This is a genomic window from Streptomyces sp. NPDC057617 (genome assembly GCF_042800555.1).
In the GTDB taxonomy this organism is placed as follows: Bacteria; Actinomycetota; Actinomycetes; order Streptomycetales; family Streptomycetaceae; genus Streptomyces.
This window is the reverse complement of sequence record NZ_JBHVGV010000008.1, coordinates 406,626-428,013: the sequence shown is the minus strand read 5'-3', so window position 1 is coordinate 428,013 and position 21,388 is coordinate 406,626. Positions and strand designations below refer to the sequence as shown.

Below are 21,388 nucleotides of genomic sequence, written 5' to 3'. Positions count from 1 at the left end.
CCTGTACGGGGACGGACGGCACGGTCGTACAGGTCGTACAGAAGCGCGCTACTTCGTGAGATACGCGTCCAGCACGGTCTGTGAGAAGGCGTTGCCCGCGCGGTCCCTGACCTCGGCCTTGAAGGAGACCGAGCCGCCCGCCGCCGGGTTCACCACCTTGACCCGCCCGTCGCGCACCGCCGTCTTCGACCAGGTCGTACCGCGGTCGTACGAGACGTACACCGTCAGCGCCTTGAGGTTCCGGCCGGACGCCGAGCCCTGGACGGTGACCGGGACGCTCTGTGCGGCGCCCGCCACGGCCCGGGCGTCCAATCCGAGCCGGGGCGTGTAGCGCACCACGCTCGCGGGCAGCGCGGTGGGCTCCGTGGTGTGTCCCGAGGTGAACTCGGCCGACCAGGTCACCTCTGTGGACACCGCCGAGACGCCCGTGGTGGCCCGGCTGACGGTGGTGACCAGCCGGTACGTGGCCCGCTCCTTCGGCAGGTCGAAGCCGACCGTGTCGAGGATGCCGCCGGCCGTGGCGTACTCCTTGCCGTTGCGGTACAGCGTGGTGGACGCGGTGGCCGTGTCGTACAGACTCGTCCCGTCGTGTCCGGCGCCGTCGGCGAACGGCCGTACCGCACCGGTGAGCCGGTCGCCGTCACGCGTCAGTCCGCCGCCCTCGACGAGCGCGGGTCCGAAGACCGCGGTGTTGAAGTCCTCGGTGTACGACTTGCCGCCGCGGTAGACCCGGGACGGTTCGGTGTACCGGACCTCGGCCGCCCCGCCGCGCTGCTGCTGGAAGGTCCGCTGCCAGGCGTACCCGCCCTGGAGGTAGGTGGTGGTCGTGGTCGCCAGATCCGCGAAGGTGGTCGGCGGGGAGGTCGGGAAGTCGGGCGTCGAGGAGATCTGGGCCCAGCGTCCGCCGGTGACGGAACCGCCCGCGTTGACTGTGACCTTCGCCAGGTCCTTCGCCTTGGTGTGCTGGGTGTGACCGGTGTAGAAGCCGTCCTCAAGGGTGTCGGCGAGCAGATAGTCCGTCCCGTCGCCCGCCCAGGTGGAGATCAGATACGAACTGACCGAGCCGGGCTTGGGCGCGGGGCCGACCTGCTGGGTGCGGAAGCCCTCCGGCAGATGGCCCATGTAGAGCATGATCGGGCCCGGCGCCTCCTTCGGCGAGATCGTCAGGAAGCCGATCTGGTACGAGGCGTCCGGATCCGGCGGTGTCATGTCGATCAGCTCGGTGGCGCGCGCGTCGACCGCCAGCTCGGTGTCCTGTGTCAGGTCGAGCCGGGGCGCGGCGACCCAGTCGTCCCCGATGTAGACGAGGTCGGGGCTGAGCAGCGGGATCTCGCCGAGGATCGTGTAGATGCCGCGCGGTAGCCGGACCTGGGCCGAGCCCTCGTCGCCGGACACCCTGACCATGGTCTGCGCGCCCAGGTCGTAGATGAACGCCGTCCAGTCGCCGTCCGCCGGTGCGGAGCCGTCGCGGGCGGTGGCCTTGAGGGTGAGGTTGTACATCTCGCCCTCGCGGTTCAGCGCGCCCGCGGTACGGACGCTCCGGCCGTCGCCGGTCGCGGTGACGGCGAGGCTGTAGACACCTTCGGTGTCGCCGCCGAGCGTCGGGTCGGCGGTGATGTCGACGGACGCGGTGCCGCCGGCCGGGACGGTGACCTGCGAGGCCCCGAGGGTGAAGAAGCCGGGGGGAGCGTCCGCGCCGGTCGGGTCTGTGGCGGTCGCCGCGAGATCGAGGGTGAGCGGCACGGCGCCGGTGTTGCGGTAGGTCAGGGTCCTGGTGATGGGCTGGTCGTCGTCGTGCGGCCAGGCCGGGGCGCCGAAGCTCAGCGAGGCGGGCTCGGTGACCACGCTCTGGGTGAGGGCGTGGGCCGAGTCGACCCGGCCGCTGCCCTGTTCGACCGCGCCGTACGGGCCGGGCTTCGCGGAGCCGACCAGCGCGGCCTTGATCCGGGGGCCGTCCCAGTCGGGGTGCTGCTGGGCGAGGAGCGCCGCCGCGCCGGCCACATGCGGGGTGGCCATGGAGGTGCCGTCGATGGTGAGGTAGCCGGGCGCGGGGTGCGGTATGCCCGGATTCTGGTCGATGACACTGCCCTTGGCGGCGGCCGCCGTGATGGCGACGCCCGGCGCGGTGATGTCGGGCTTGAGGGCGCCGTCGCCGACACGCGGGCCGCGCGAGGAGAAGTCGGCGAGCACGTCCTGCTTGTCGACGGCGCCGACGGTGAGCGCGGCGTCGGCGGTGCCCGGGGTGCCCACGGTGGAGGCGCCGGGCCCGGAGTTGCCGGCCGCGATCACGAACAGGGCCCGGTCCGAGAGCCTGTTGACGGTCTCCTCGACCGGGTCGACTCCGGGGGTGTCGGGGCCGCCGATGGAGAGGTTGACGACCTTCGCGCCCTCCTCGACCGCCCACTCCATGCCGGACATGATCGAGGACTCGGTGGCCGCGCCCCGGTCGTTCGCCACCTTGCCGATGAGGAGCTGTGCGGCGGGGGCGACGCCCTTGTAGGTGCCCTTGGACTGGGCACCGGTCCCGGCGAGGATCGAGGCGACATGGGTGCCGTGACCGTAGCGGTCCATGATGTCGGTGGTGTCGGCCGAGGTGAAGTTCTTGCCGGCGACGACCTGGCCCGCCAGATCCGGGTGGCCGGTGTCGATCCCGGTGTCCAGGACGGCGACCTTCACGCCCTTGCCGTCGTATCCGGCGGCCCAGGCGCTCGGTGCGCCGATCTGCGGGACGCTGACGTCGAGGGTTGTCCTGAGCAGGCCGTCGAGCCGTACGGAACGGACCCCGGGGGCGAGCCGCAGGCCCCGTTCGGAGCGCGCGGTCAGCGAGCCCCACACCCCGGCCGCCGCGCTCCCCCGTACGGTCAGCGCCTCGCTGCTCACGGCACCGATCTCGGCGCGTACGGTCGTACCGGCCTGCTCCCGCAGCCCCTCGCGCGCCGATTGACGCGCCTTCACGCCGGGGGCGTACGCGACGATCAGCGGCACGCCGTCGCCGGTGAGCGTCCGGTATTCGGGGCGGCTCAGCTCGGTGACGTCGAAGAGCCGGATGTCGAGTTTGTCGGTGGCGATCAGCCCGGCGGCGTCGGCCGGGAGTACGTACGAGTGGCCCTTGACCTCGCGCATCTGGACCGGCACAGAGGCGCGTCCCGGGGCGGGGCGCAGTCCGACGGTCTTTCCGCGCGCGTCGACGAGGACCCGGTCACCGGTGATCAGGGTGATCTCGCGCGAGGCTCCGGCGTCCGCGGTCTTGGACGCGGTCTCCGACGCGGCCTGCCCGGCCCGCGTGACCTGTCCCTGTGCGGAATCCGGGGCCGGGCGGGCCGCCGCCGTACCCGCGGTGGCCGTGGCCGCCATGGCGAGCGCCACCGCTCCCGCGAGGAAGGCGGCGGCGGTTGTGCTTCCTGGTCTCCGTGTGCTGCGTGTGCTGCGTGGTGCTGTCCGCAACGTGCCCCCTTGCCCAGCCGGGGCAGCCTGGTGCGCCCCGGACGAAGGTGCCCCGGGCCGGTGTCCCACCCTTGGCGCGGACACGCTAAGAGCGCCCCGATCGGCCAGTCAATCGGCCGATTACACGCATACGAGGGCAGGTGAGCGCGATTGGTATAGACCCTTTACGGAAAATATGGCGCCAGGGTGCGACGGACACCCGGAAGGCCCGTTCCGTACCGCGGAACGGGCCTTCGAAATCTGTGCCGTACCGGACAGGTGACGAAAGCGACGGAACCGTACCGGAGGGGAGCGAAGCGCAACCGCGGTGCCCGGCGCGGGCGTTGTCATGTGTAGTCCGAAGCGTTCAGTACCGCGACCAGGGAGTATCGCGATGTACGACCGGCCGTTCCGCACTCTGCCCGAGGAACTTCTGCTGGCCTGCACGGATCCGGGAACCGGGGTGATCAGCCGTCCCGAGTTCTTCAACCGGGTCCTGTCCGGAGCCGTCTTCGCCGAACTGGAGCTGTGCGGCGCGATCACCATCGAAAAACTGCGGATCGTCGAACTGCGACCGGTCACGCTGGGAGAGCCGGTCATCGACTCCATCTCCGAGCAATTCGTGAGTTACATAAGACGCGGCCAGCCGAACACCGGGCAGACCAGGCTCGTCGGCCCACGGGAGAGCCTGGACGCTCTGCGCCCCGAACTGCCCCGTGGCGTCGTGTCCCGCCTGATCGCGGGGGCACGCATCGGCATCTCCGCCGCGTCGACGAGGTTGGAGCTCCAGGGCTGGATCAGCGGCTGGCCCGGATTCCGTGACATCGAACCGCGCTATCTGGAGGCGTTGGAGGCCCGTGGACTGCTGAGCTCCCACCGGCGCCGCGTTCTGGGCATCGTTCCCCGTACCACCTGGAGCGTCGTGTCCCCCGAGGACGCCCGGCGGTCCGCGGCCGGGATCGACGAGGCGGTCCGCGCGGTCGTGTACGGAGCCGGGCCCGGCGCGCCGTCCCCGCGCGCGGTCTGTCTGGTCGCCCTGGTCGGGGCCGCCGGCCTCACCACGCGCTTCTACCCGGGCCCCGAGCATCACGCCCTCCGCAACCGTATCGAGCAGATCACCGAGGGCCATCCGATCGGCGCCGCCGTGAGCGCCGCCAGAGAAGCCGACTGGAAGGCGCGGCAGGCCGACTGAACGCGCGCCGGACTCCAGGACCTCATGACCTCGCCCGGCGGCCGGAAGGCGGACGCCGGGCGAGGGGGTGCTGTCAGCGGGTCAGGACCTGGCCCGCCTGGTCCGCGCGCTGTTCGCCGACCTTGGGTGCCCCGGGTACACGCTCCCGGTGGGAGGGGTCCCGTACCTCCCCCACCAGCATTTCCAGTACGTCCTCCAGCGCCACCAGTCCGAGCACCCGCCCGGACGCGTCCGCGACCTGCGCGAGATGCGTGGCCGCGCGGCGCATCACGGTGAGCGCGTCGTCCAGCGGGAGTTCGGCCCGCAGCGTCGCCATCGGCCACCACACATGCTGCGGTACGGCCCGCTCCCCGGCCTCCAGGTCGAGGACGTCCTTCACATGCAGATAGCCCATGAAGACCCCGCCGCTCTCCGCGCACACCGGAAAGCGCGAGTAACCGGTCCGTACGGTCAGCTCCTCGATCTGGCGCGGAGTCACCGCGGGAGTGACCGTCACGAGGGAGGCGTGCGGAATCAGCACATCGGTGACCGGGCGGCTGCCCAGTTCGAGGGCGTCCTCCAGCCGTTCCTGCGCCTCCGGTTCGAGCAGTCCCGCCTGGCCCGAGTCCTCGACGAGCCTGTTGAGCTGCTCACTTGTGAAGACCGCCTCCACCTCGTCCTTGGGCTCGACCCGGAAGGCCCGCAGCACCAGCCGCGCACAGGCGCCGAGCCCGGCGGTGACCGGACGGCAGAGCCGGGCGAAGCCGACCAGACCGGGGCTGAACCAGAGCGCGGTCTTCTCCGGCGCGGCCATGGCGAGGTTCTTGGGAACCATCTCACCGATGACCAGATGCAGTGAGACGACCAGCGCCAGGGCGATCACATAGCCCACGGGATGGATCAGGCCCTCGGGCATATGGACCGCGTGGAAGAGGGGCTCCAGCAGCCGCGCCACGGTCGGTTCCGCGACCGCGCCGAGCGTCAGGGAGCAGACGGTGATACCGAACTGCGCGGCCGCCATCATCTGCGGCAGATTCTCCAGGCCGTGCAGCACCTGGCGGGCGCGGGCCGAGCCGCGCGCGGCATGCGGTTCGATCTGGCTGCGGCGTACGGAGACGAGGGCGAACTCCGCGCCGACGAAGAAGCCGTTGGCCAGGACCAGCAGCAGGGCGAAGACGAGTTGCAGGGCGCTCATCGGGCGCCCTCCGCCATCGCGGGGGCGCCGGCCGGTATACCGGGCGCGGTTTCCGGCAGGGCATCCGCCGTGGTGACGGGGGTGCCGCCGGCCGGTACTTCATCGGGCACGTCGGCCGTCCCGCCGGGCGGACCGTCCGCCGCGGTCAGGTGGGTGGCACCGACCGCCGTTCTGTCCGGTTCGCAGGCCGCTGCCTCGTCCGGACCGCCTGCCACCGCGCCGGGCGGGGTGCCGGTGGTGCGTACCAGCCTGACCCGCTCCGCCCGGTAGTGGTCGACCTGGCGTACCGACAGCCGCCAGCCGGGCAGTTCCGCCTTGTCGCCGGGGGCCGGGATCCGCCCCAGCAGATCGGCGACCAGCCCCGCCAGGGTCTCGTACGGACCGTCGGGTACGTCGAGTCCGATCCGCCGCAGGGTGAGGACCCGGGCGCTGCCGTCCGCGTCCCAGGCCGGGCGGCCGTCCTCGGCCGCGACCGGCGCCAGTTCGGGCCGTCCGTCGCCCTCGGCGTCGTGCTCGTCGCGCACCTCGCCGACCAGCTCCTCGATGATGTCCTCCAGGGTGACGACTCCGGCCGTACCGCCGTACTCGTCCACCACCACGGCTATGGGCTGCTCGCTGCGCAGCCGTTCGAGGAGCTGCTGTACGGGCAGGGTCTCGGGCACCAGCAGCGCCGGTACGGCGATCCGGCCCGCCGGGGTGCGCAGCCGCTCCCGTACCGGCACGGCGAGCGCGTCCTTGAGATGCACCATGCCGACGATCTCGTCGATGCGCTCCCGGTAGACCGGAAAGCGCGAGAGACCGGTGGCCCGGGTGAGGTTGAGGACATCGGCAGCGGTGGCGTCGGACTGGAGGGCGCTGACCTTCACCCGGGGCGTCATCACATGCTGCGCGGTGAGCCGGCCGAGCGAGAGGGTCCGTACGAACAGGTCCGCGGTGTCCTGTTCGAGGGTGCCCGCGCGGGCGGAGTGGCGGGCCAGCGAGACGAGTTCACCGGGGGTACGGGCCGATGCCAGCTCCTCGGTCGGCTCCACGCCCAGCAGCCGGACCAGCTGGTTGGCGACGGTGTTGAGCAGGGAGATCACCGGCCGGAACACGGTGGCGAAGATGTACTGCGGGCCCGCCACGAACCGCGCGACCTGGAGCGGCCTGGAGACCGCCCAGTTCTTGGGGACGAGTTCGCCGATCACCATCTGGACGGCGGAGGCGAGCAGCATCCCGATCACCACCGCCACCCCGGAGACGGCCCCTTCGGGCAGTCCGGTCGCGGAGAGCGGCCCGTCGAGCAACTGGGCGAGCGCCGGCTCGGCCAGCATGCCCACGACGAGGGAGGTGATGGTGATGCCGAGCTGGGTGCCGGAGAGCTGGAAGGACAGCTCCCGCAGGGATCTGACGACCGTACGGGCGCGGCGGTCGCCCTCGGCGGCGGCGCGCTCGGCGTCGGGGCGGTCCACCGTGACCAGGCCGAACTCGGCGGCCACGAAGAACCCGTTGGCGAGGATCAGAAGGAACGCTGCGGCGAGCAGCAGAAGGGGGATGGTCATGCCGCCGCCTCGTCGAAGGGGGCGGCGCAGGTACTACCGGACGATCCGTCCATTGCTGGAGGGAGTCACTCCTCGGGTCGCAGGTGCCCCACGGGCCGGTCTCGGCCATTGCCGGCCGCGGCCGTTGGATGCGGGGCGGGGCGCACTCGGCGCCACCGGCACAAGAGTAATCAAGAGTGGGCGGGTCGGGGCAGTGCCGTACGCGACGGCGGCGCCCCCATGGACGCCCGGTCGGGCTCGCGGCTACGACTCCGTACCGGTGCCATGGGTTTCGGTCAGGGCGCGCAGGGCGCGCGCGTCCCGGATGGCGTGCGCCTTGGCGACACCTGGCTGGATGCCCAGTACGGGCAGGCTGCTGCCGTCGCTCAGATCGAGAAAGACCCAGGGGTCGCCGGGCCGCAGATTGACCCGGAGGATCTCGGCCCACTCCAGGCGGCGCGTCCGGGTGAGATTGACCACGGTCACCCCGGTTTCGTCGGCGACGACCTTGGGGCGGCTGAGGATGGCGAGGACACCGAGGAAGAGCAGCGCGGTGAAGATGAAGCTGACCCGCTCCCCCGGCCCCAGCTTCTCCAGCACCAGGGCGACGGCCGTGATCACAGCGAACATGACCACGCCGACGGTCAGCAGGACGATCCGGGTCCTGGTCGGCCGGAAGGTCACCGGCAGGGCGGGCGCGTCGGACCGCGGCGGCCCCGGCTGCGGTGGAATCGCCACCGATGGGCCGGACGAGTCGGGCGAACCGCCGGGGCCGGAAGGGCTGGAAGAGCTGGAAGGATCAGAGGGGTCGGACGGGTCGGGCTGGGGCGCGGGCATCGGCTCTCGGTCTTTTCGGGTTCGCGGCGGAGTGGCGTCAGAGGCGGCAGGCGTGAATGGCCGTCGTCAGGATGGCACGGGCGCCGATCTCGTACAGATCGTCCATGATCCGCTGCGCCTCCTTGGCCGGCACCATCGCACGGACGGCGACCCAGCCCTCGTTGTGCAGCGGGGACACGGTCGGCGACTCCAGGCCCGGGGTGAGGGCGACGGCGCGCTCCAGGTCCTCGGCGCGGCAGTCGTAGTCCATCATCACGTACGAGCGGGCCACCAGGACGCCCTGGAGCCTGCGCAGGAACTGCTGGACCTTGGGCTCATCGGTGTCCGCGCCGGTACGCCGGACGACGATCGCCTCGGAGGTCATGATCGGCTCGCCGATGACTTCGAGGCCCGCGTTCCGCAGCGAGGTGCCGGTCTCCACCACATCGGCGATGACCTGGGCGACCCCCAGTTCGATGGCGGTCTCGACCGCGCCGTCGAGGTGGACGACCGAGGCGTCGACGCCGTGGTCCGCGAGGTGCTTGGCGACGATGCCCTCGTACGAGGTGGCCACCGTCATCCCGCCGAACTCCTCGACTCCGGCCGCCGTGCCCGGCTTGGTCGCGTACCGGAAGGTGGAGCGTGCGAAGCCGAGCGGAAGGATCTCCTCCGCACTGGCGCCGGAGTCCAGCAGCAGATCGCGTCCGGTGATGCCGATGTCGAGCCGGCCTGAACTCACATAGATCGCGATGTCGCGGGGGCGGAGGTAGAAGAACTCGACCTGGTTGTCCGGGTCGACCAGGACGAGTTCCTTCGACTCCTTGCGCTGCTGGTAGCCGGCCTCATGGAGCATCGCCGACGCAGGCCCGGACAGTGAACCCTTGTTGGGGACGGCGATGCGCAGCATGAGGACGGCTTCCTTTGTACGAGGGGGCTGATGCTGTACGAGCGGGGGCGGGTGCGGGAGGTACGAGGCTGTGCCGGCCGGGAGTGCCCGGCTCAGAGATGGGCGTAGACGTCGTCGAGGGAGATCCCGCGCGCGACCATCATCACCTGGACGTGGTAGAGGAGCTGCGAGATCTCCTCCGCGGCGGCTTCCTTGCCCTCGTACTCGGCGGCCATCCACACCTCGGCCGCCTCTTCGACGACCTTCTTGCCGATGGCATGGACGCCCTTGTCCACCAGCTCGGCGGTACGGGAGGTCGCGGGGTCGCCGGTGGCGGCCTTCTGCTGAAGCTCGGTGAAGAGCTCCTCGAACGTCTTCTTGGACATGGTGAGTGTCACTTTACGCGGCCCGGTCGGGGGGTCAGCGCCAGGGTTCGGCGAGGCTCCGCAGGCCGGCCGCGGTCGCGACCGCGGCGGTGACCGCCTCATGGCCCTTGTCCTCGTGCGAGCCCTCCAGTCCGGCCCGGTCCAGTGCCTGTTCCTCGGTGTCGCAGGTCAGTACGCCGAAGCCGACCGGCACTCCGGTGTCGACCGAGACCTGGGTGAGCCCCTGGGTGACGCCCTGGCACACATAGTCGAAGTGGGGGGTGCCGCCCCGGATGACGACACCGAGGGCGACGACCGCGTCGTAACCGCGCCCGGCCAGCGCCTTGGCGGCGACCGGCAGTTCGAAGCTGCCGGGGACGCGCAGCAGGGTCGGCTCGTCGATGCCGAGTTCCCCGAGGGCGCGCAGGGCGCCGTCGACGAGACCGTCCATGATCTTCTCGTGCCACTGTGCCGCGATCACCGCGACCCGGAGGTCTTCGCAGTTCTTCACACTCAGTTCGGGTGCGCCCTTGCCGCTCACGTCTCTCCTTGAAGCTGTTGTCGTCTTGATCTGTTGTGTGTGGAGCCGTTACTGATTGCGGCTGTTACTGATTGCCGCAGGCGGACGCGCCCGCCGCCGGGTCCAGCCACGGCAGGTCGTGGCCCATCCGGTCGCGCTTGGTGCGCAGATAGCGGAGGTTGTGCTCGCCCGCCTGTACGGGCATCGGTTCGCGCCCGGTGACCCGGAGCCCGTGCCGTACCAGCGCGGCCGTCTTGTCGGGGTTGTTGGTCATCAGGCGGAGGCTGTGGACGCCGAGGTCGTCGAGGATCCGCGCGCCCGCCGCGTAGTCGCGGGCGTCGGCGGGCAGACCGAGTTCCAGATTGGCGTCGAGGGTGTCGTGACCGCGCTCCTGGAGTTCGTACGCGCGCAGCTTGGAGAGCAGCCCGATGCCGCGGCCCTCATGGCCGCGCAGATAGACGATGACGCCGCGCCCGGCCTCGGTGACGCGTTCCATGGAGGCCTGGAGCTGGGGTCCGCAGTCGCAGCGCAGCGAGGCGAAGATATCGCCGGTGAGGCACTCCGAGTGGACCCGTACGAGTACGTCCTCGCCGTCCCCGATGTCCCCGTGGACGAGCGCCACATGCTCGACGCCGTCGGCCGTGGAGCGGTAGCCGTACGCCCTGAACTCGCCGAAGGCGGTGGGCAGCCGGACCTCGGCCTCGCGGCGTACGTCCGGCTCGGAGGTGCGGCGGTAGGCGACCAGGTCCTCGATCGAGATGATCGTCAGGCCGTGCTTGCGCGCGAACGGGATCAGCTCGGGCAGCCGCAGCATCACCCCGTCCTCACCGGCGATCTCCACGATCGCCCCGGCCGGGCGCAGCCCCGCGAGCCTGGCCAGATCGACGGCCGCCTCGGTGTGCCCGTTCCGTACGAGTACTCCGCCGGGCTTGGCGCGGAGCGGGAAGACATGGCCCGGCCTGACGAATTCGCCGGGCTCCGTGTCGCCCGCGGCCAGCAGCCGCAGGGTGGTGGCGCGGTCGGCGGCGGAGATCCCGGTGGTGACGCCATGGGCGGGCGCCGCGTCGACGGAGACCGTGAAGGCCGTGCGCATCGACTCGGTGTTGTGATCGACCATCTGCGGCAGTTGGAGCCGGTCCAGCTCCGCGCCCTCCATCGGGGCGCAGATCAGTCCGCGGCACTCGCTCATCATGAAGGCGACGATCTCGGGGGTGGCCATCTCGGCCGCGATGACGAGGTCGCCCTCGTTCTCGCGGTCCTCGTCGTCCACGACTACGACGGGCCGGCCGGCCGCTATGTCGGCGATGGCCTGCTCGACGGGGTCGAGGGAGAGGTCCTCGGCGTTGTCCGTCGAGTACCAGGTGATGTCCGGGGCGGCGGTGGGTGAGGCGGAGGATGTCATGCTGCTGCTCCTTCCAGGGACGGGGCGCCGGCGCGGGAGCGCAGCCACCAGTCGCGCATTCCCCAGAGGACGAGGACGAGGTAGTTCAGGTAGACGAAACCGGAGAAGGCGAGTCCGCTGCTGAACGCGAGCGGTACGCCGACGATGTCGACGAGCAGCCAGGCGAACCAGAACTCGACCAGTCCGCGCGCCTGGGCGACCATCGCGGCGAGGGTGCCGACGAAGATGTACGCGTCGGGCCAGGGGTTCCAGGACAGTTCGGGGACGGCGACGAACAGTCCGCCGACGGCGAGGGTGCCCACCGCCGTACCGCCGAGGAGCACTCCGCGCTCGGGCCAGCTGGCGAACCGTACGGCGATCGAGCCGTCCTGGGCCTGCCTGCTGCCGCGCTGCCACTGGCGCCAGCCCCACAGCGCGACCCCGATGACCAGGAGCTGCTTGCCGACACCGCCGCTGAGCTGGGCGGAGGCATAGGCGCCGACGAGGATGGCGCCGGACAGCAACTGGGCGGGCCAGGTCCAGATCGAGCGCCGCCAGCCGAGGGCGAGCGCGGCCAGCCCGATGGTGTTGCCGATCATGTCGGACCAGAGGATGTGCTGGCCGACGGCGGTGAAGGCCTCCCCGTTCAGCCATGACAGGGCGCTCACAGGACGGGCTCCCCGGCTCCCGTACCAGCACCGGCACCGGCACCGGCACCGGTCGCGATACCGGGATCGGCTCCCGCTCCGAGCAGCCGCTCGACGTACTTCGCGATCACATCGACTTCGAGGTTGACCGGGTCGCCGGGGCCCTTGATGCCGAGGGTCGTCAGCGCGAGGGTGGTGGGGATGAGGCTGATGGTGAAGTAGTCGGGCCCGGCGTCGACGACCGTCAGGCTGACGCCGTCGACGGTGATCGAGCCCTTCTCCACGACGTAGCGGGTCAGTTGGGCGGGCAGCGAGATCTTGACGATCTCCCAGTGCTCGGACGTCTTGCGCTCGACGATGCTGCCGGTGCCGTCCACATGGCCCTGGACGATATGCCCGCCGAGCCGGCCGCCGACCGCCATGGGCCGCTCCAGATTGACCCGGGAGCCCGGCTCCAGCGCGCCGAGGCTGGAGCGGTCGAGTGTCTCGGCCATCACATCCGCGGTGAACTCGCCGTCGCCGAGGTCCACGACCGTGAGGCAGACCCCGTTGACGGCGATCGAGTCGCCGTGCTTGGCGTTCTCGGTGACGACGGGTCCGCGGAGGCGGAAGCGTGAGGAGTCGCCGAGGTTCTCGACGGCAGTGACCTCACCCAGTTCTTCGACGATTCCGGTGAACACTCAACGCTCCTTCGTGGTGGTGGCTGATACGGGTACAGGTGCGGGTGCGACCGCCGCTTCCGCGGGTACGGGCGCGGGCGCCGCGGCTTCGGCGGCTTCCGGGACGGCGGTGATCCGCAGATCCGCGCCGATCCGTACGGTCTCCGTCATCCGGAGTCGCAACGCCCCGGCGAGGGTGGTGATTCCGGCGTCCGCGAGGGCGGCGGGGCCCGCGCCGAGGAGGACGGGCGCGAGATATGCGACGACCTTGTCGACGGCTCCGGCGGCGACGAAGGAGCCGGCCAGGACCGGGCCGCCTTCGAGGAGTACGGAGCGGACGCCCCGCTCGTACAGCGCCCCCAGCAGGGCCGGGATGTCCAGACCCCGGCCGGCCCTGGGCAGCCTTACGACATCGGTGAGATGGCCGCGCCCGCTCAGATCGGCGTCCTCGGCCACGGCGATCAGAGTCGGCGCGCTGCCGTCCAGGATCCGGGCGCCGGGCCGTACGGCGGTGGCCTCGGTGTCCACCACCACGCGCAGCGGCTGTACGGCGCCCTCGACACCCCGTACCGCGAGATGCGGATCGTCGGTACGCGCGGTGCCCGAGCCGACGACGACCGCGTCGGCCTCGGCGCGCAGCCGGTGGACATCGGCGCGGGCCTCGGCGGAGGTGATCCAGCGGCTGGTGGAGTCGGCGGCGGCGATCCGGCCGTCGAGGGTGGCCGCGTACTTCCACAGGACATGGGGGCGGCCCCGCCGTACGGAGGTGAGCCAGGCGGTGTTGCCTTCCTCGGCCTCCGCCGCGAGCAGCCCCTGATCGACGGTGACCCCGGCCGCGCGCAGGGTGTGCGCGCCGCCGGTGGCCTTGGGGTTGGGATCGGCGACCGCGTAACTGACCCGGGCGACACCGGCGTCGATGAGCGCGCGGGAGCAGGGTCCGGTACGGCCGGTGTGGTCGCAGGGTTCGAGCGTGACGTACGCCGTGCCGCCCCGGGCCCGTTCGCCGGCGGCGCGCAGGGCGTGGATCTCGGCGTGCGGCCCGCCGGCGCGGCGGTGGAATCCCTCGCCGGCGAGGTGTCCGGCGGCGTCGAGGATCACACATCCGACAACCGGGTTGGGGCTGGTCGATCCGAGTCCGCGGGCGGCGAGCGCGATGGCCCGGCGCATGGCGTCCGCGTCGGTCACGGTCTCGGCCTGGGTGGCCACCGGGTCCTCCTGCCTCTTCGGGCACGGACTCCGGGGCCTGTCGATGACGACAGAGAAGCGGGAACGCACACGGGGACGCCGAGGCCGAAGAAACGGATCGTCCAAGGACGACCCATCGACGGCGGCGTACCGGTGACGGCCCGCCGCGCACTGCCTCCCATCCGGACTTTCACCGTCGGTCCAGGAATTTCACCTGGTCAACCGGCCGCTGGCTGCGGACGGGTCGCGGACTGTAACCGCCGGTTCGGAATTGCACCGACCCCGGAGTGCGCTGCTTCTGGTACGCGACCAGTGTGCCACGCCTGATCGTCGGCCATCCGGGTGATATCTGTGGGCTGGCTCACACGCTGCCCCTGAGGTTCAGGGCGCGAAGAGGTCGTCCTGGGCGGCGTCGCGGGCCGTCAGCAGGGCGCCGCGCAGGACGGCCGTACCGCCGAGCGCCCCGGCCCTGACCTCCGTACGCAACGGGGACATGGCGGCCAGCCGCTCCTCGACGCGGGCGGCCAGTGCCGCGCCGCCCGCGTGGCCGACCTCGCCCGCGAGGACGATCCAGCCGGGGTCCAGCACCGCGCTGACCGCCGCCGCGCCGATGGCCAGCCGGTCGGCGAGCACCCGCAGAAACGCGTCGGCCGAGCTGTCGCCCGGCGCGTCCACGGCGGCGCGCACGAGGGCGGCGGCGGGCGGTTCCTGGGCGGCGGCGACCGCCGAGATGCCGTACTCCCCGGCGAGTTCGGCGATGCCCGCCGAGCCCGCGAGGGTGTGGAAGCCGCCGTCGCAGCCGAGTGCGGAGGGGAGCTGCGAGGTGCCGGGCACGGGCAGGAAGCCGATCTCGCCCGCACCGCCCGACGCGCCCCGGCGCAGCTTGCCGTCGAGTATGACGGCCGCGCCGACGCCATGGCCGAGCCAGAGCAGGACGAAGGTGTCCTGGCCGCGGGCCGCTCCCAGGCGCTGTTCGGCGAGTGCGGCGAGATTGGTCTCGTTCTCCACCAGGACGGTGGCGGGCAGCCGCTCGTGGAGGGCGGCGACGAGTCTTCGGTGCCAGGCGGGCAGACCGGTGGTGACCCGTAGTTCGCCCGCGACCGGATCGACCAGTCCGGGGGCGCCGATGCCGACGCTGTGCAGCCGTACCGCGCCGGCTTTCTCGGCCGTTCGTTCCAGCAGGGCCGCGGCCTGTTCGACGGCGGCTTCGGTGGCCGTGTCGCTGCCGATGGGCAGGACGGCCTCGGCGAGGGTGGCGCCCAGCAGGTCGGCGACGACGACGGAGACACTGTGGGTCCGTACGTCCAGGGCGGCGAGATGGGCGCGGTCCGCGACGATCCCGTACAGCCGGGCGTTGGGTCCGCGGCGCCGGTCACCGGTCTCCCCCACGACCCGTACCAGCCCCGAGCCCTGAAGCCGTTCCACCAGATCGGCGACGCTGGGGCGGGAGAGTCCGGTCAGCGTCTTGAGCTGTCCTGCCGTCAACGGGCCTTCCTGCTGGAGGAATCGCAGGGCGAGGCGGTCGTTGATGGCCCGGGCGGTTCTCGGGGATGCGGCCATGCCGGAATCCTTCCAGATCGCTGGACCCTAAATTCATTTTTATCAGGCAGGGTTCCTGATAGTTTACTCCGGCACCACGGAAGGGTGCGTCCACGGTGCGTCGGAGGATGGCACCTCGCAGGGGAGGGTGGAACAGGATGTCGGCTAAATCGGTCGAAACGGTCTATGACAGAGACAGGCTGCGGCGCGCCAGGATCGCCGTCGCCGCCGTCTTCTGTGTGCATGGGGCGGTCACCGGCAGCTTCGCCACCCGGATCCCCTGGATCCAGGACCACGCCGGGGTCAGTGCGGGGCAGCTCGGTCTCGCGCTCGCCTTCCCGGCGATCGGCGCGTCGGTCGCGATGCCGCTCGCGGGTACGGTCAGCCACCGCTTCGGGGCACGGACCGCGCTGCGGGGGCTGCTCGCGCTGTGGACGCTGGCGCTGACACTGCCGGCGCTGGCGCCGAATCTGATCACCCTGTGCCTGGTGCTGTTCGTGTTCGGCGCGACGGCGGGCATGTCGGACGTGGCGATGAACGCGCTCGGGGTGGAGGTCGAGAACCGGCTCGACAAGTCGATCATGTCCGGCCTGCACGGCATGTGGAGTACGGGCGCGCTGATCGGATCGGCCGCCGGTACGCTCGCCGCGCACCTCGGCACCGACGCGCGGCTGCACCATGTGATCGCGGCGGGCGTTCTCACACTGCTGGGGCTGATCGCGTGCCAGGGCGTACTCGACCTGCGCAGCGCGCCCGACGAGGACCCGCCGCCGCGGTTCGCGCTGCCGCCGAAGTCGGCGCTGCTCATCGGGGCGATCGGGTTCTGCGCGGTGTTCGCGGAGGGGGCGAGCATGGACTGGTCGGCGGTGTACCTCCGGGACGTACTGGACACCTCGCCCGGTCTCGCGGCCGCCTCGACCACCGCCTTCGCCCTGACCATGGCGGTGGCGCGGCTCGCGGGCGACAAGGTGATCGACCGCTTCGGCGCGGTACGGACGGTCAGGACGGGCGGCGTCCTGGCCGCTGCCGGCGGCCTCCTGGTCGTCGTCGCGCCCCATCCGGCCCTCGCGATGGGCGGGTTCGGGCTGCTGGGGCTCGGCGTCGCGGTCGTCGTACCACTCGCCTTCGCGGCGGCGGGCCGTTCGGGCCCGAACCCGAGCCAGGCGATCGCGGGCGTCGCGACGATCACCTACACATCGGGCCTGATCGCCCCGTCAGCGATAGGCGCGGTGGCCGACGCGACGTCGCTGGTGGTGTCGTTCGGGCTGGTGACGGCGCTGGCGTGCGGACTGATGGCAGGAGCGGGGGTGCTCCGGACGGGGGACCGACGAGCGTCGGAGGCGGGCGCGGCGACGGTGGCGCCGGAGGCGTAGGGGGCGCCGGGGGCGCAGAATCCAGCCCGTCCGGCGATTGAGGACAAAACCCTCAGCCGGCGACGGGCGCCGCGTGGCCGCGGCCCTGATGGCCGGCCGCGGCCGAGAACGCGGTCGGGTCCCGAACCGGGTCCACCCCGTGCCCTACGGTGGATCACCTCACCGTCCGCACGAAGGAGTGCACGCATGCCGGTCGAACTCGGCCTCGGTCTTCCGCAGATGAAGCAGTACGACATCGGCCGCGATGTGACCACCGTGGCGCGCGCCGCGGAGGAGGCCGGATACGCCAGTCTGTGGGTCTTCGAGCGTGTGCTCTTCCCCGAGCCCGCGACCCAGGGCCTCTACGGCATTCCCGGGCTCCCCTGGCCCGACCACTACCGCAGTGTCGCCGACCCGCTGGTCACACTGACCCTGGCCGCGGCGGCCACGGAGCGGGCCAGGCTCGGCACCAGCGTGCTGGTCGCGCCCCTGCACGTACCGTTCCAGCTCGCGCGTACGCTCGCCTCGCTCGACGCGGCGAGCGGCGGCCGGGTGGTCGCGGGACTCGGCACGGGCTGGTCGCTCGACGAGTACGCCGCAGCCGCCGTCGCCCCGTTCGAAAAGCGCGGGGCGGTCCTGGACGAGCTGCTGGACGTGTGCGCGGCCGTCTGGGGGCCGGACCCCGTCTCGTACGAGGGCGAGCTGACCACCATCGCCCCGTCCGAGGTCGGTCCCAAGCCGGCCCGCCCCATCCCGGTCTACCTCCCGGCGAACAGCCCGCGCGCCACCCGTCGGCTGGTGGAGCGCGCGGACGGCTGGATGCCCGTCGCCATGGGGGTCGCCCAGCTCGCCGAGCAGTGGGAGAAGGTACGGGAGGCCGCCGACGCGAGCGGCCGTGAGCGGCCGCTCGCGGTCTGCGCCCGCGCCAACGCGCAGTACAGCGCCAAGCCGTACGAGGGTGAGGGCCGCCGCCCCTTCCAGGGCAGCGTGGCGCAGATCGTCGAGGACCTGGCGGCGCACGCCGAGACCGGAGTGCCGGAGTTCCTGCTGGACCTCCAGACCACCGCGCGCGACGCGGCCGAACTGGCCGACATCGCAGCCGAGGTGTACGTGGCGGCACGCGCCGCCGGAGTCTGACCGTACGGGGGCGGGTGCTCGTACGGGCCCCGCCCCCGGGGCCTGTCTCCCGGACCTTGCCGGGCCCGCCCCTTCAGTCCTCCGGGAGTTCCACCGGCGCGATCTCGTCGTACACATCACCCGGCCCCGGGTTCCCGCCGTCCGTCGCGCCGCCGAAGTGGTTCATCACGCCCCACACCGCGTTGAGCGCGGTCTGCACGGCGCCCTCGGCCCATCCCGCCGTCCACGAGATGTCGTCGCCCGCCAGGAAGATCCCGCGCTTGTCCGCCGGGAGCCGGTCCTGCATGAAGTGCGTGAAGAGCCGCCGCTGATAGCGGTAGTGACCGGGCAGATTCGCCTTGAACGCCCCCATGAAACAAGGCTCGTTCTCCCAGGACACGGTCACCGGACTGCCGATGATGTGGCGGCGGATGTCGACCCCCGGATAGATCTCACGCAGCGAGTTGAGCATCACCTCCATCCGCTCCCCCGCCGACAGCGGCAGCCATTTGAGGCTGTCGTCGCACCACGTATACGAGAGACAGATCACCGCGGGCCGGTCCGGGCCGTTGTCCAGCAGATACGTGCCCCGGGTCATCCGGTCGGTGAGCGTCATCGACATCATGTCGCGCCCGGTCCGCTCGTCCTTGTCCAGCCAGAACGGCCGGTCCACCGGCACGAACAGCTTGGACGACTCCATGTAGTGGGTGCGCTCCATCGCCGTCCAGTGGTCGATCGGGAAGAGCGACTCGTCACAGGCGATCTTGGACAGCAGCAGCCAGGACTGGGCGGTGAAGACCGCCGCGCGGTAGGTACGGATACGGCCCGAGGCGTCCGTGACGGTGATCCGGTCGCCCGCCGTGCGGTGCAGCCGTACCACCGCGGGCAGTGGCTCACCGCCGTGCAGCGACCGCAGCGAGGTCCCGGCCGGCCAGTGGGTGATCTTCGCGGGCTCATGTGCCCAGAGCCGCAGCGGCAGTTGCTGGCTGCCGCCGACGATCGAGCGGTGGTGGTCGTCGGCCTCGGTGTAGACGACCCGCAGGATCTCCAGGATGGAGTTGGGGAAGTCGGTGTCCCAGCCGCCCGTACCGAAGCCGACCTGCCCGAAGATCTCCCGGTGCCGGAAGGACGCGAAGGCCGGGGAGTCGCAGAGGAAGCCGTAGAAGGTCTGGTTGTCGAGCTTCTCGACGAGCCGCGCCCAGATCTCCCGTACGCGCGGCACATCGCGCTCACGCAGGGCGCGGTTCATCGCGGAGAAGTCGGCACCCTCCTCCAGACAGGCGTTCCAGGCGGCCATCACATCGCGGTAGACCTGAGGCAGATCGTCGATCGTCCGCGCGTAGTGGGACTCGCCCTTGAGGTCGACGACCGTCGAAGGGGTCACGGCGGACAGGGGGTTGGGGAACGGCCGGGTCTCCAGGCCCACCAGATCGATGTAGTGGCGGAGCGCGGTGGAGGAGGGCGGGAAGCGCATGGCGCCCATTTCCGCGGTCAGTTCGGGGTCGCAGCCGTCGAAACCGACCGTACGGAGCCGGCCGCCGATCCGGTCCGCCTCGTACACCACGGGCTTGAGGCCCATCTTCATCAGCTCGTACGCCGTGACGATCCCGGAGAGCCCGCCGCCGATGACGGCGACCTCCGCGCCGTGCTCGGTCGCGGGGATCTGGCCGAGCCCGGCGGGATGCGCCAGGAAGTCGTCGTACGCGTACGGGAAGTCCGGCCCGGACATGGTGATCGGCGGCTGCTCGCCGGTGTGCGGGACGGCGGTGGGCACCGTGGACGTCATGGGGTACGGGCTCCTTGCGGTGGTACGGCGGAACAGGCCGAGCGGGATGGCGGAACGGTCAGAGCAGTGAGGTGTACAGGTCCGGGCGGCGGTCGCGCAGATACGGATTGGCCTCGCGCGAGGCGTCCAGCAGCCCCCGGTCGACGTCGCCGACGATCAGCTCCTCACCGCGTCCGGCGCGCGCCACGGCGGCGCCGTCGGGACCCGCGAGACAGCTCAGCCCGGTGAAGTCGAACTCGCCTTCCTCGCCCGTCCTGTTGGCGTACGCGACATACATCTGGCTCTCGAAGGCCCGTACCGGCACCAGGGATTCGGCGACGAATTCGTACGGGCGCATCAGCGCGGTCGGCACCAGCAGCAGATCGGTGCCCGCGAGTGCGTGCGCCCGGACGCTCTCCGGGAACTCGACGTCGTAACAGATCACGATCCCGAGCCGCAGCCCGCCCAACTCGGCCTGGACGACGGGCCGCTCCCCCGGTGTGAACCACTTCTGCTCGAAGGGGCCGAAGAGATGCGTCTTGCGGTAGTTGGCGAGCCGCGCGCCGTCTGGGCCGATCAACTGCGCGGCATTGAAGATCCGTTCGCCCGCTTCACCCGCTTCGCCGGATTCGCGCTCCGGATAGCCGTACAGCACCGCGAGTCCGTGCCGTACGGCGATCTCCGCCACGGCCATGGCCCCCGGGCCGTCGGCGGGCTCGGCCAGCCGGGGCACCTCGTCACCGATGGCATAGCCGGTCAGAAACATCTCGGGGCAGACCAACAGTCCGGCCCCGGCATCCGCGGCGCGGCCCGCCGCGCCGTCGAGCGCCGACAGATTCCCGGCGACGGAGCCCGGCCGGCCGGAGGTCTGGAGCAGGGCGGTGCGCAGCGACGGCATGGGTGACCTCGAACGATACGAAGGGGATGCCCCGGATCGCGGGGTTCGCACCGACGGTACGGTCCGGCCGGCACCCCGTACAAGACACGACCGTTGCGCACCCGCCATCGATCCATTGCGTGACCGGCGGCCGTCCCGGCGATTCGTTGCGCGGCCCGTTTCCGCAGGTCCGCGCCGGGCCGCCAGGCCGTGTCGGACGCGGCCTACGGTCTGTCCGGCGGGCCCGAGGAGTAGCGCCTGAGCAGCGGCGACAGTACGAGCACCGACTTCGTACGCTCCACATAGGGCTGGCCCGCGATCCGTTCAAGCACCTGCTCGAAGTGGCGCATATCGGCCGCGAAGACCTGTGCGATCGCGTCCGCGTCCCCGGTGACGGTGGACGCGGCCACCACCTCGGGCAGCCGTTCCAGGCCCCGGTGGATGGCCTCGGGCGAGGTGTTGCGGCGGCAGTAGAGCTCGATGAAGCCCTCGGTGTGCCAGCCCAGCGCCGCGGGGTCCACCCGTACCGTGAAGCCGGTGATCGCTCCCCCGGCCCGCAGCCGGTCGACCCGCCGCTTCACCGCGGGGGCGGACAGGCCGACGAGCGAGCCGATGTCGGCGTAGGAGCGGCGGGCGTCCTCGGCGAGGGCGTGGACGATGCGTTCGTCGAGATCATTGAGTCGCACGGCTGGTGGTTCACTTCTCTGCGATGACCGGTCGGGCACGGCGGGGTCAGGCCCTGTCCGTACGGGAAGTAGAACACGGCCCCGGCCGTCCCCGGACGCGCCAGGGGCGTCCGGGGCCTGGGGCATCGTCCGGCCTGGTCCGGCTCGTACAGATGGCGGAGGGGGGGGGGGGCGTCTTTTTTTTCCCCCCCCCCCCCCCCCCCCCCCCCCCCCCCCCCCCCCCCCCCCCCCCCCCCCCCCACCCCCCCCCCCCCCCCCCCCCCCCCCTCCTCCCCCCCCCTAACA

The 21,388-nt window shown here is 71.6% G+C and carries 18 protein-coding genes and 1 riboswitch; of the genes, 3 read left to right on the top strand and 15 right to left on the bottom strand.

What is annotated here, in order from left to right; genetic code table 11:
* Positions 1–48: 48 nt before the first annotated feature.
* Complete coding sequence (locus ACFU9P_RS22140) at positions 49–3,366, bottom strand: S8 family serine peptidase (RefSeq protein ID WP_384083412.1); 3,318 nt, start codon at positions 3,364–3,366, stop codon at positions 49–51.
* Between the two features lie 451 nt (positions 3,367–3,817).
* Here ACFU9P_RS22140 and ACFU9P_RS22135 point away from each other — a divergent pair, with 451 nt between their 5' ends.
* Entirely contained in the window at positions 3,818–4,615 is a 798-nt protein-coding gene (locus tag ACFU9P_RS22135) for a GPP34 family phosphoprotein (protein ID WP_384083410.1), read from the top strand.
* Positions 4,616–4,688: 73 nt separating this feature from the next.
* On the opposite strand, the gene ACFU9P_RS22130 is transcribed toward ACFU9P_RS22135, so the two are convergent.
* The 11 genes from ACFU9P_RS22130 to ACFU9P_RS22080 form a co-directional block, all read right to left on the bottom strand.
* Positions 4,689–5,789: a hemolysin family protein gene (locus tag ACFU9P_RS22130; RefSeq protein WP_384083407.1), complete on the bottom strand. Its 1,101-nt coding sequence runs from the start codon at positions 5,787–5,789 to the stop codon at positions 4,689–4,691.
* Positions 5,786–7,330: a hemolysin family protein gene (locus ACFU9P_RS22125; protein ID WP_384083404.1), complete on the bottom strand. Its 1,545-nt coding sequence runs from the start codon at positions 7,328–7,330 to the stop codon at positions 5,786–5,788. The genes ACFU9P_RS22130 and ACFU9P_RS22125 overlap by 4 nt, the downstream gene beginning before the upstream one ends.
* Before the next feature lie 243 nt (positions 7,331–7,573).
* Positions 7,574–8,047 carry a PH domain-containing protein gene (locus ACFU9P_RS22120; protein ID WP_384083401.1) on the bottom strand — a complete coding sequence of 158 codons (474 nt, stop codon included), beginning with the start codon at positions 8,045–8,047 and terminating at the stop codon, positions 7,574–7,576.
* Positions 8,048–8,183: 136 nt separating this feature from the next.
* Complete coding sequence (hisG, locus tag ACFU9P_RS22115) at positions 8,184–9,032, bottom strand: ATP phosphoribosyltransferase (RefSeq protein WP_376385215.1); 849 nt, start codon at positions 9,030–9,032, stop codon at positions 8,184–8,186.
* Between the two features lie 92 nt (positions 9,033–9,124).
* Positions 9,125–9,397: a phosphoribosyl-ATP diphosphatase gene (locus ACFU9P_RS22110; protein ID WP_046501288.1), complete on the bottom strand. Its 273-nt coding sequence runs from the start codon at positions 9,395–9,397 to the stop codon at positions 9,125–9,127.
* Between the two features lie 34 nt (positions 9,398–9,431).
* Positions 9,432–9,917 carry a 6,7-dimethyl-8-ribityllumazine synthase gene (gene ribH / locus ACFU9P_RS22105; RefSeq protein ID WP_376385212.1) on the bottom strand — a complete coding sequence of 162 codons (486 nt, stop codon included), beginning with the start codon at positions 9,915–9,917 and terminating at the stop codon, positions 9,432–9,434.
* Between the two features lie 64 nt (positions 9,918–9,981).
* Positions 9,982–11,298, bottom strand: a complete 1,317-nt coding sequence (locus tag ACFU9P_RS22100) for a bifunctional 3,4-dihydroxy-2-butanone-4-phosphate synthase/GTP cyclohydrolase II (RefSeq protein ID WP_376385210.1) — start codon at positions 11,296–11,298, stop codon at positions 9,982–9,984.
* Positions 11,295–11,945, bottom strand: coding sequence for a nicotinamide riboside transporter PnuC (locus ACFU9P_RS22095; RefSeq protein WP_384083395.1), 651 nt, complete (start codon positions 11,943–11,945; stop codon positions 11,295–11,297). Before ACFU9P_RS22095 ends, ACFU9P_RS22100 begins: the two co-directional genes overlap by 4 nt.
* Positions 11,942–12,604 carry a riboflavin synthase gene (locus tag ACFU9P_RS22090; protein WP_384083392.1) on the bottom strand — a complete coding sequence of 221 codons (663 nt, stop codon included), beginning with the start codon at positions 12,602–12,604 and terminating at the stop codon, positions 11,942–11,944. Before ACFU9P_RS22090 ends, ACFU9P_RS22095 begins: the two co-directional genes overlap by 4 nt.
* Complete coding sequence (gene ribD, locus ACFU9P_RS22085) at positions 12,605–13,750, bottom strand: bifunctional diaminohydroxyphosphoribosylaminopyrimidine deaminase/5-amino-6-(5-phosphoribosylamino)uracil reductase RibD (RefSeq protein WP_384083512.1); 1,146 nt, start codon at positions 13,748–13,750, stop codon at positions 12,605–12,607.
* Between the two features lie 182 nt (positions 13,751–13,932).
* Positions 13,933–14,063, bottom strand: a riboswitch (FMN riboswitch).
* An 86-nt stretch (positions 14,064–14,149) separates the two neighbouring features.
* Complete coding sequence (locus ACFU9P_RS22080) at positions 14,150–15,328, bottom strand: ROK family transcriptional regulator (RefSeq protein ID WP_384083389.1); 1,179 nt, start codon at positions 15,326–15,328, stop codon at positions 14,150–14,152.
* Between the two features lie 137 nt (positions 15,329–15,465).
* Here ACFU9P_RS22080 and ACFU9P_RS22075 point away from each other — a divergent pair, with 137 nt between their 5' ends.
* Positions 15,466–16,680, top strand: a complete 1,215-nt coding sequence (locus ACFU9P_RS22075) for an MFS transporter (protein ID WP_384083386.1) — start codon at positions 15,466–15,468, stop codon at positions 16,678–16,680.
* 186 nt (positions 16,681–16,866) lie between these two features.
* The gene (locus tag ACFU9P_RS22070; protein WP_384083383.1) at positions 16,867–17,796 is read left to right on the top strand and encodes an LLM class F420-dependent oxidoreductase; all 930 of its coding nucleotides are present in this window, start codon (positions 16,867–16,869) and stop codon (positions 17,794–17,796) included.
* 73 nt (positions 17,797–17,869) lie between these two features.
* Here ACFU9P_RS22070 and ACFU9P_RS22065 read toward each other — a convergent pair whose 3' ends face one another.
* The 3 genes from ACFU9P_RS22065 to ACFU9P_RS22055 form a co-directional block, all read right to left on the bottom strand.
* Positions 17,870–19,561, bottom strand: a complete 1,692-nt coding sequence (locus tag ACFU9P_RS22065; protein WP_384083380.1) for a flavin monoamine oxidase family protein — start codon at positions 19,559–19,561, stop codon at positions 17,870–17,872.
* A 58-nt stretch (positions 19,562–19,619) separates the two neighbouring features.
* Positions 19,620–20,438: a carbon-nitrogen hydrolase family protein gene (locus ACFU9P_RS22060; protein ID WP_384083377.1), complete on the bottom strand. Its 819-nt coding sequence runs from the start codon at positions 20,436–20,438 to the stop codon at positions 19,620–19,622.
* A 203-nt stretch (positions 20,439–20,641) separates the two neighbouring features.
* Positions 20,642–21,103, bottom strand: a complete 462-nt coding sequence (locus ACFU9P_RS22055) for an Lrp/AsnC family transcriptional regulator (RefSeq protein WP_384083374.1) — start codon at positions 21,101–21,103, stop codon at positions 20,642–20,644.
* Between the last annotated feature and the right edge of the window lie 285 nt (positions 21,104–21,388).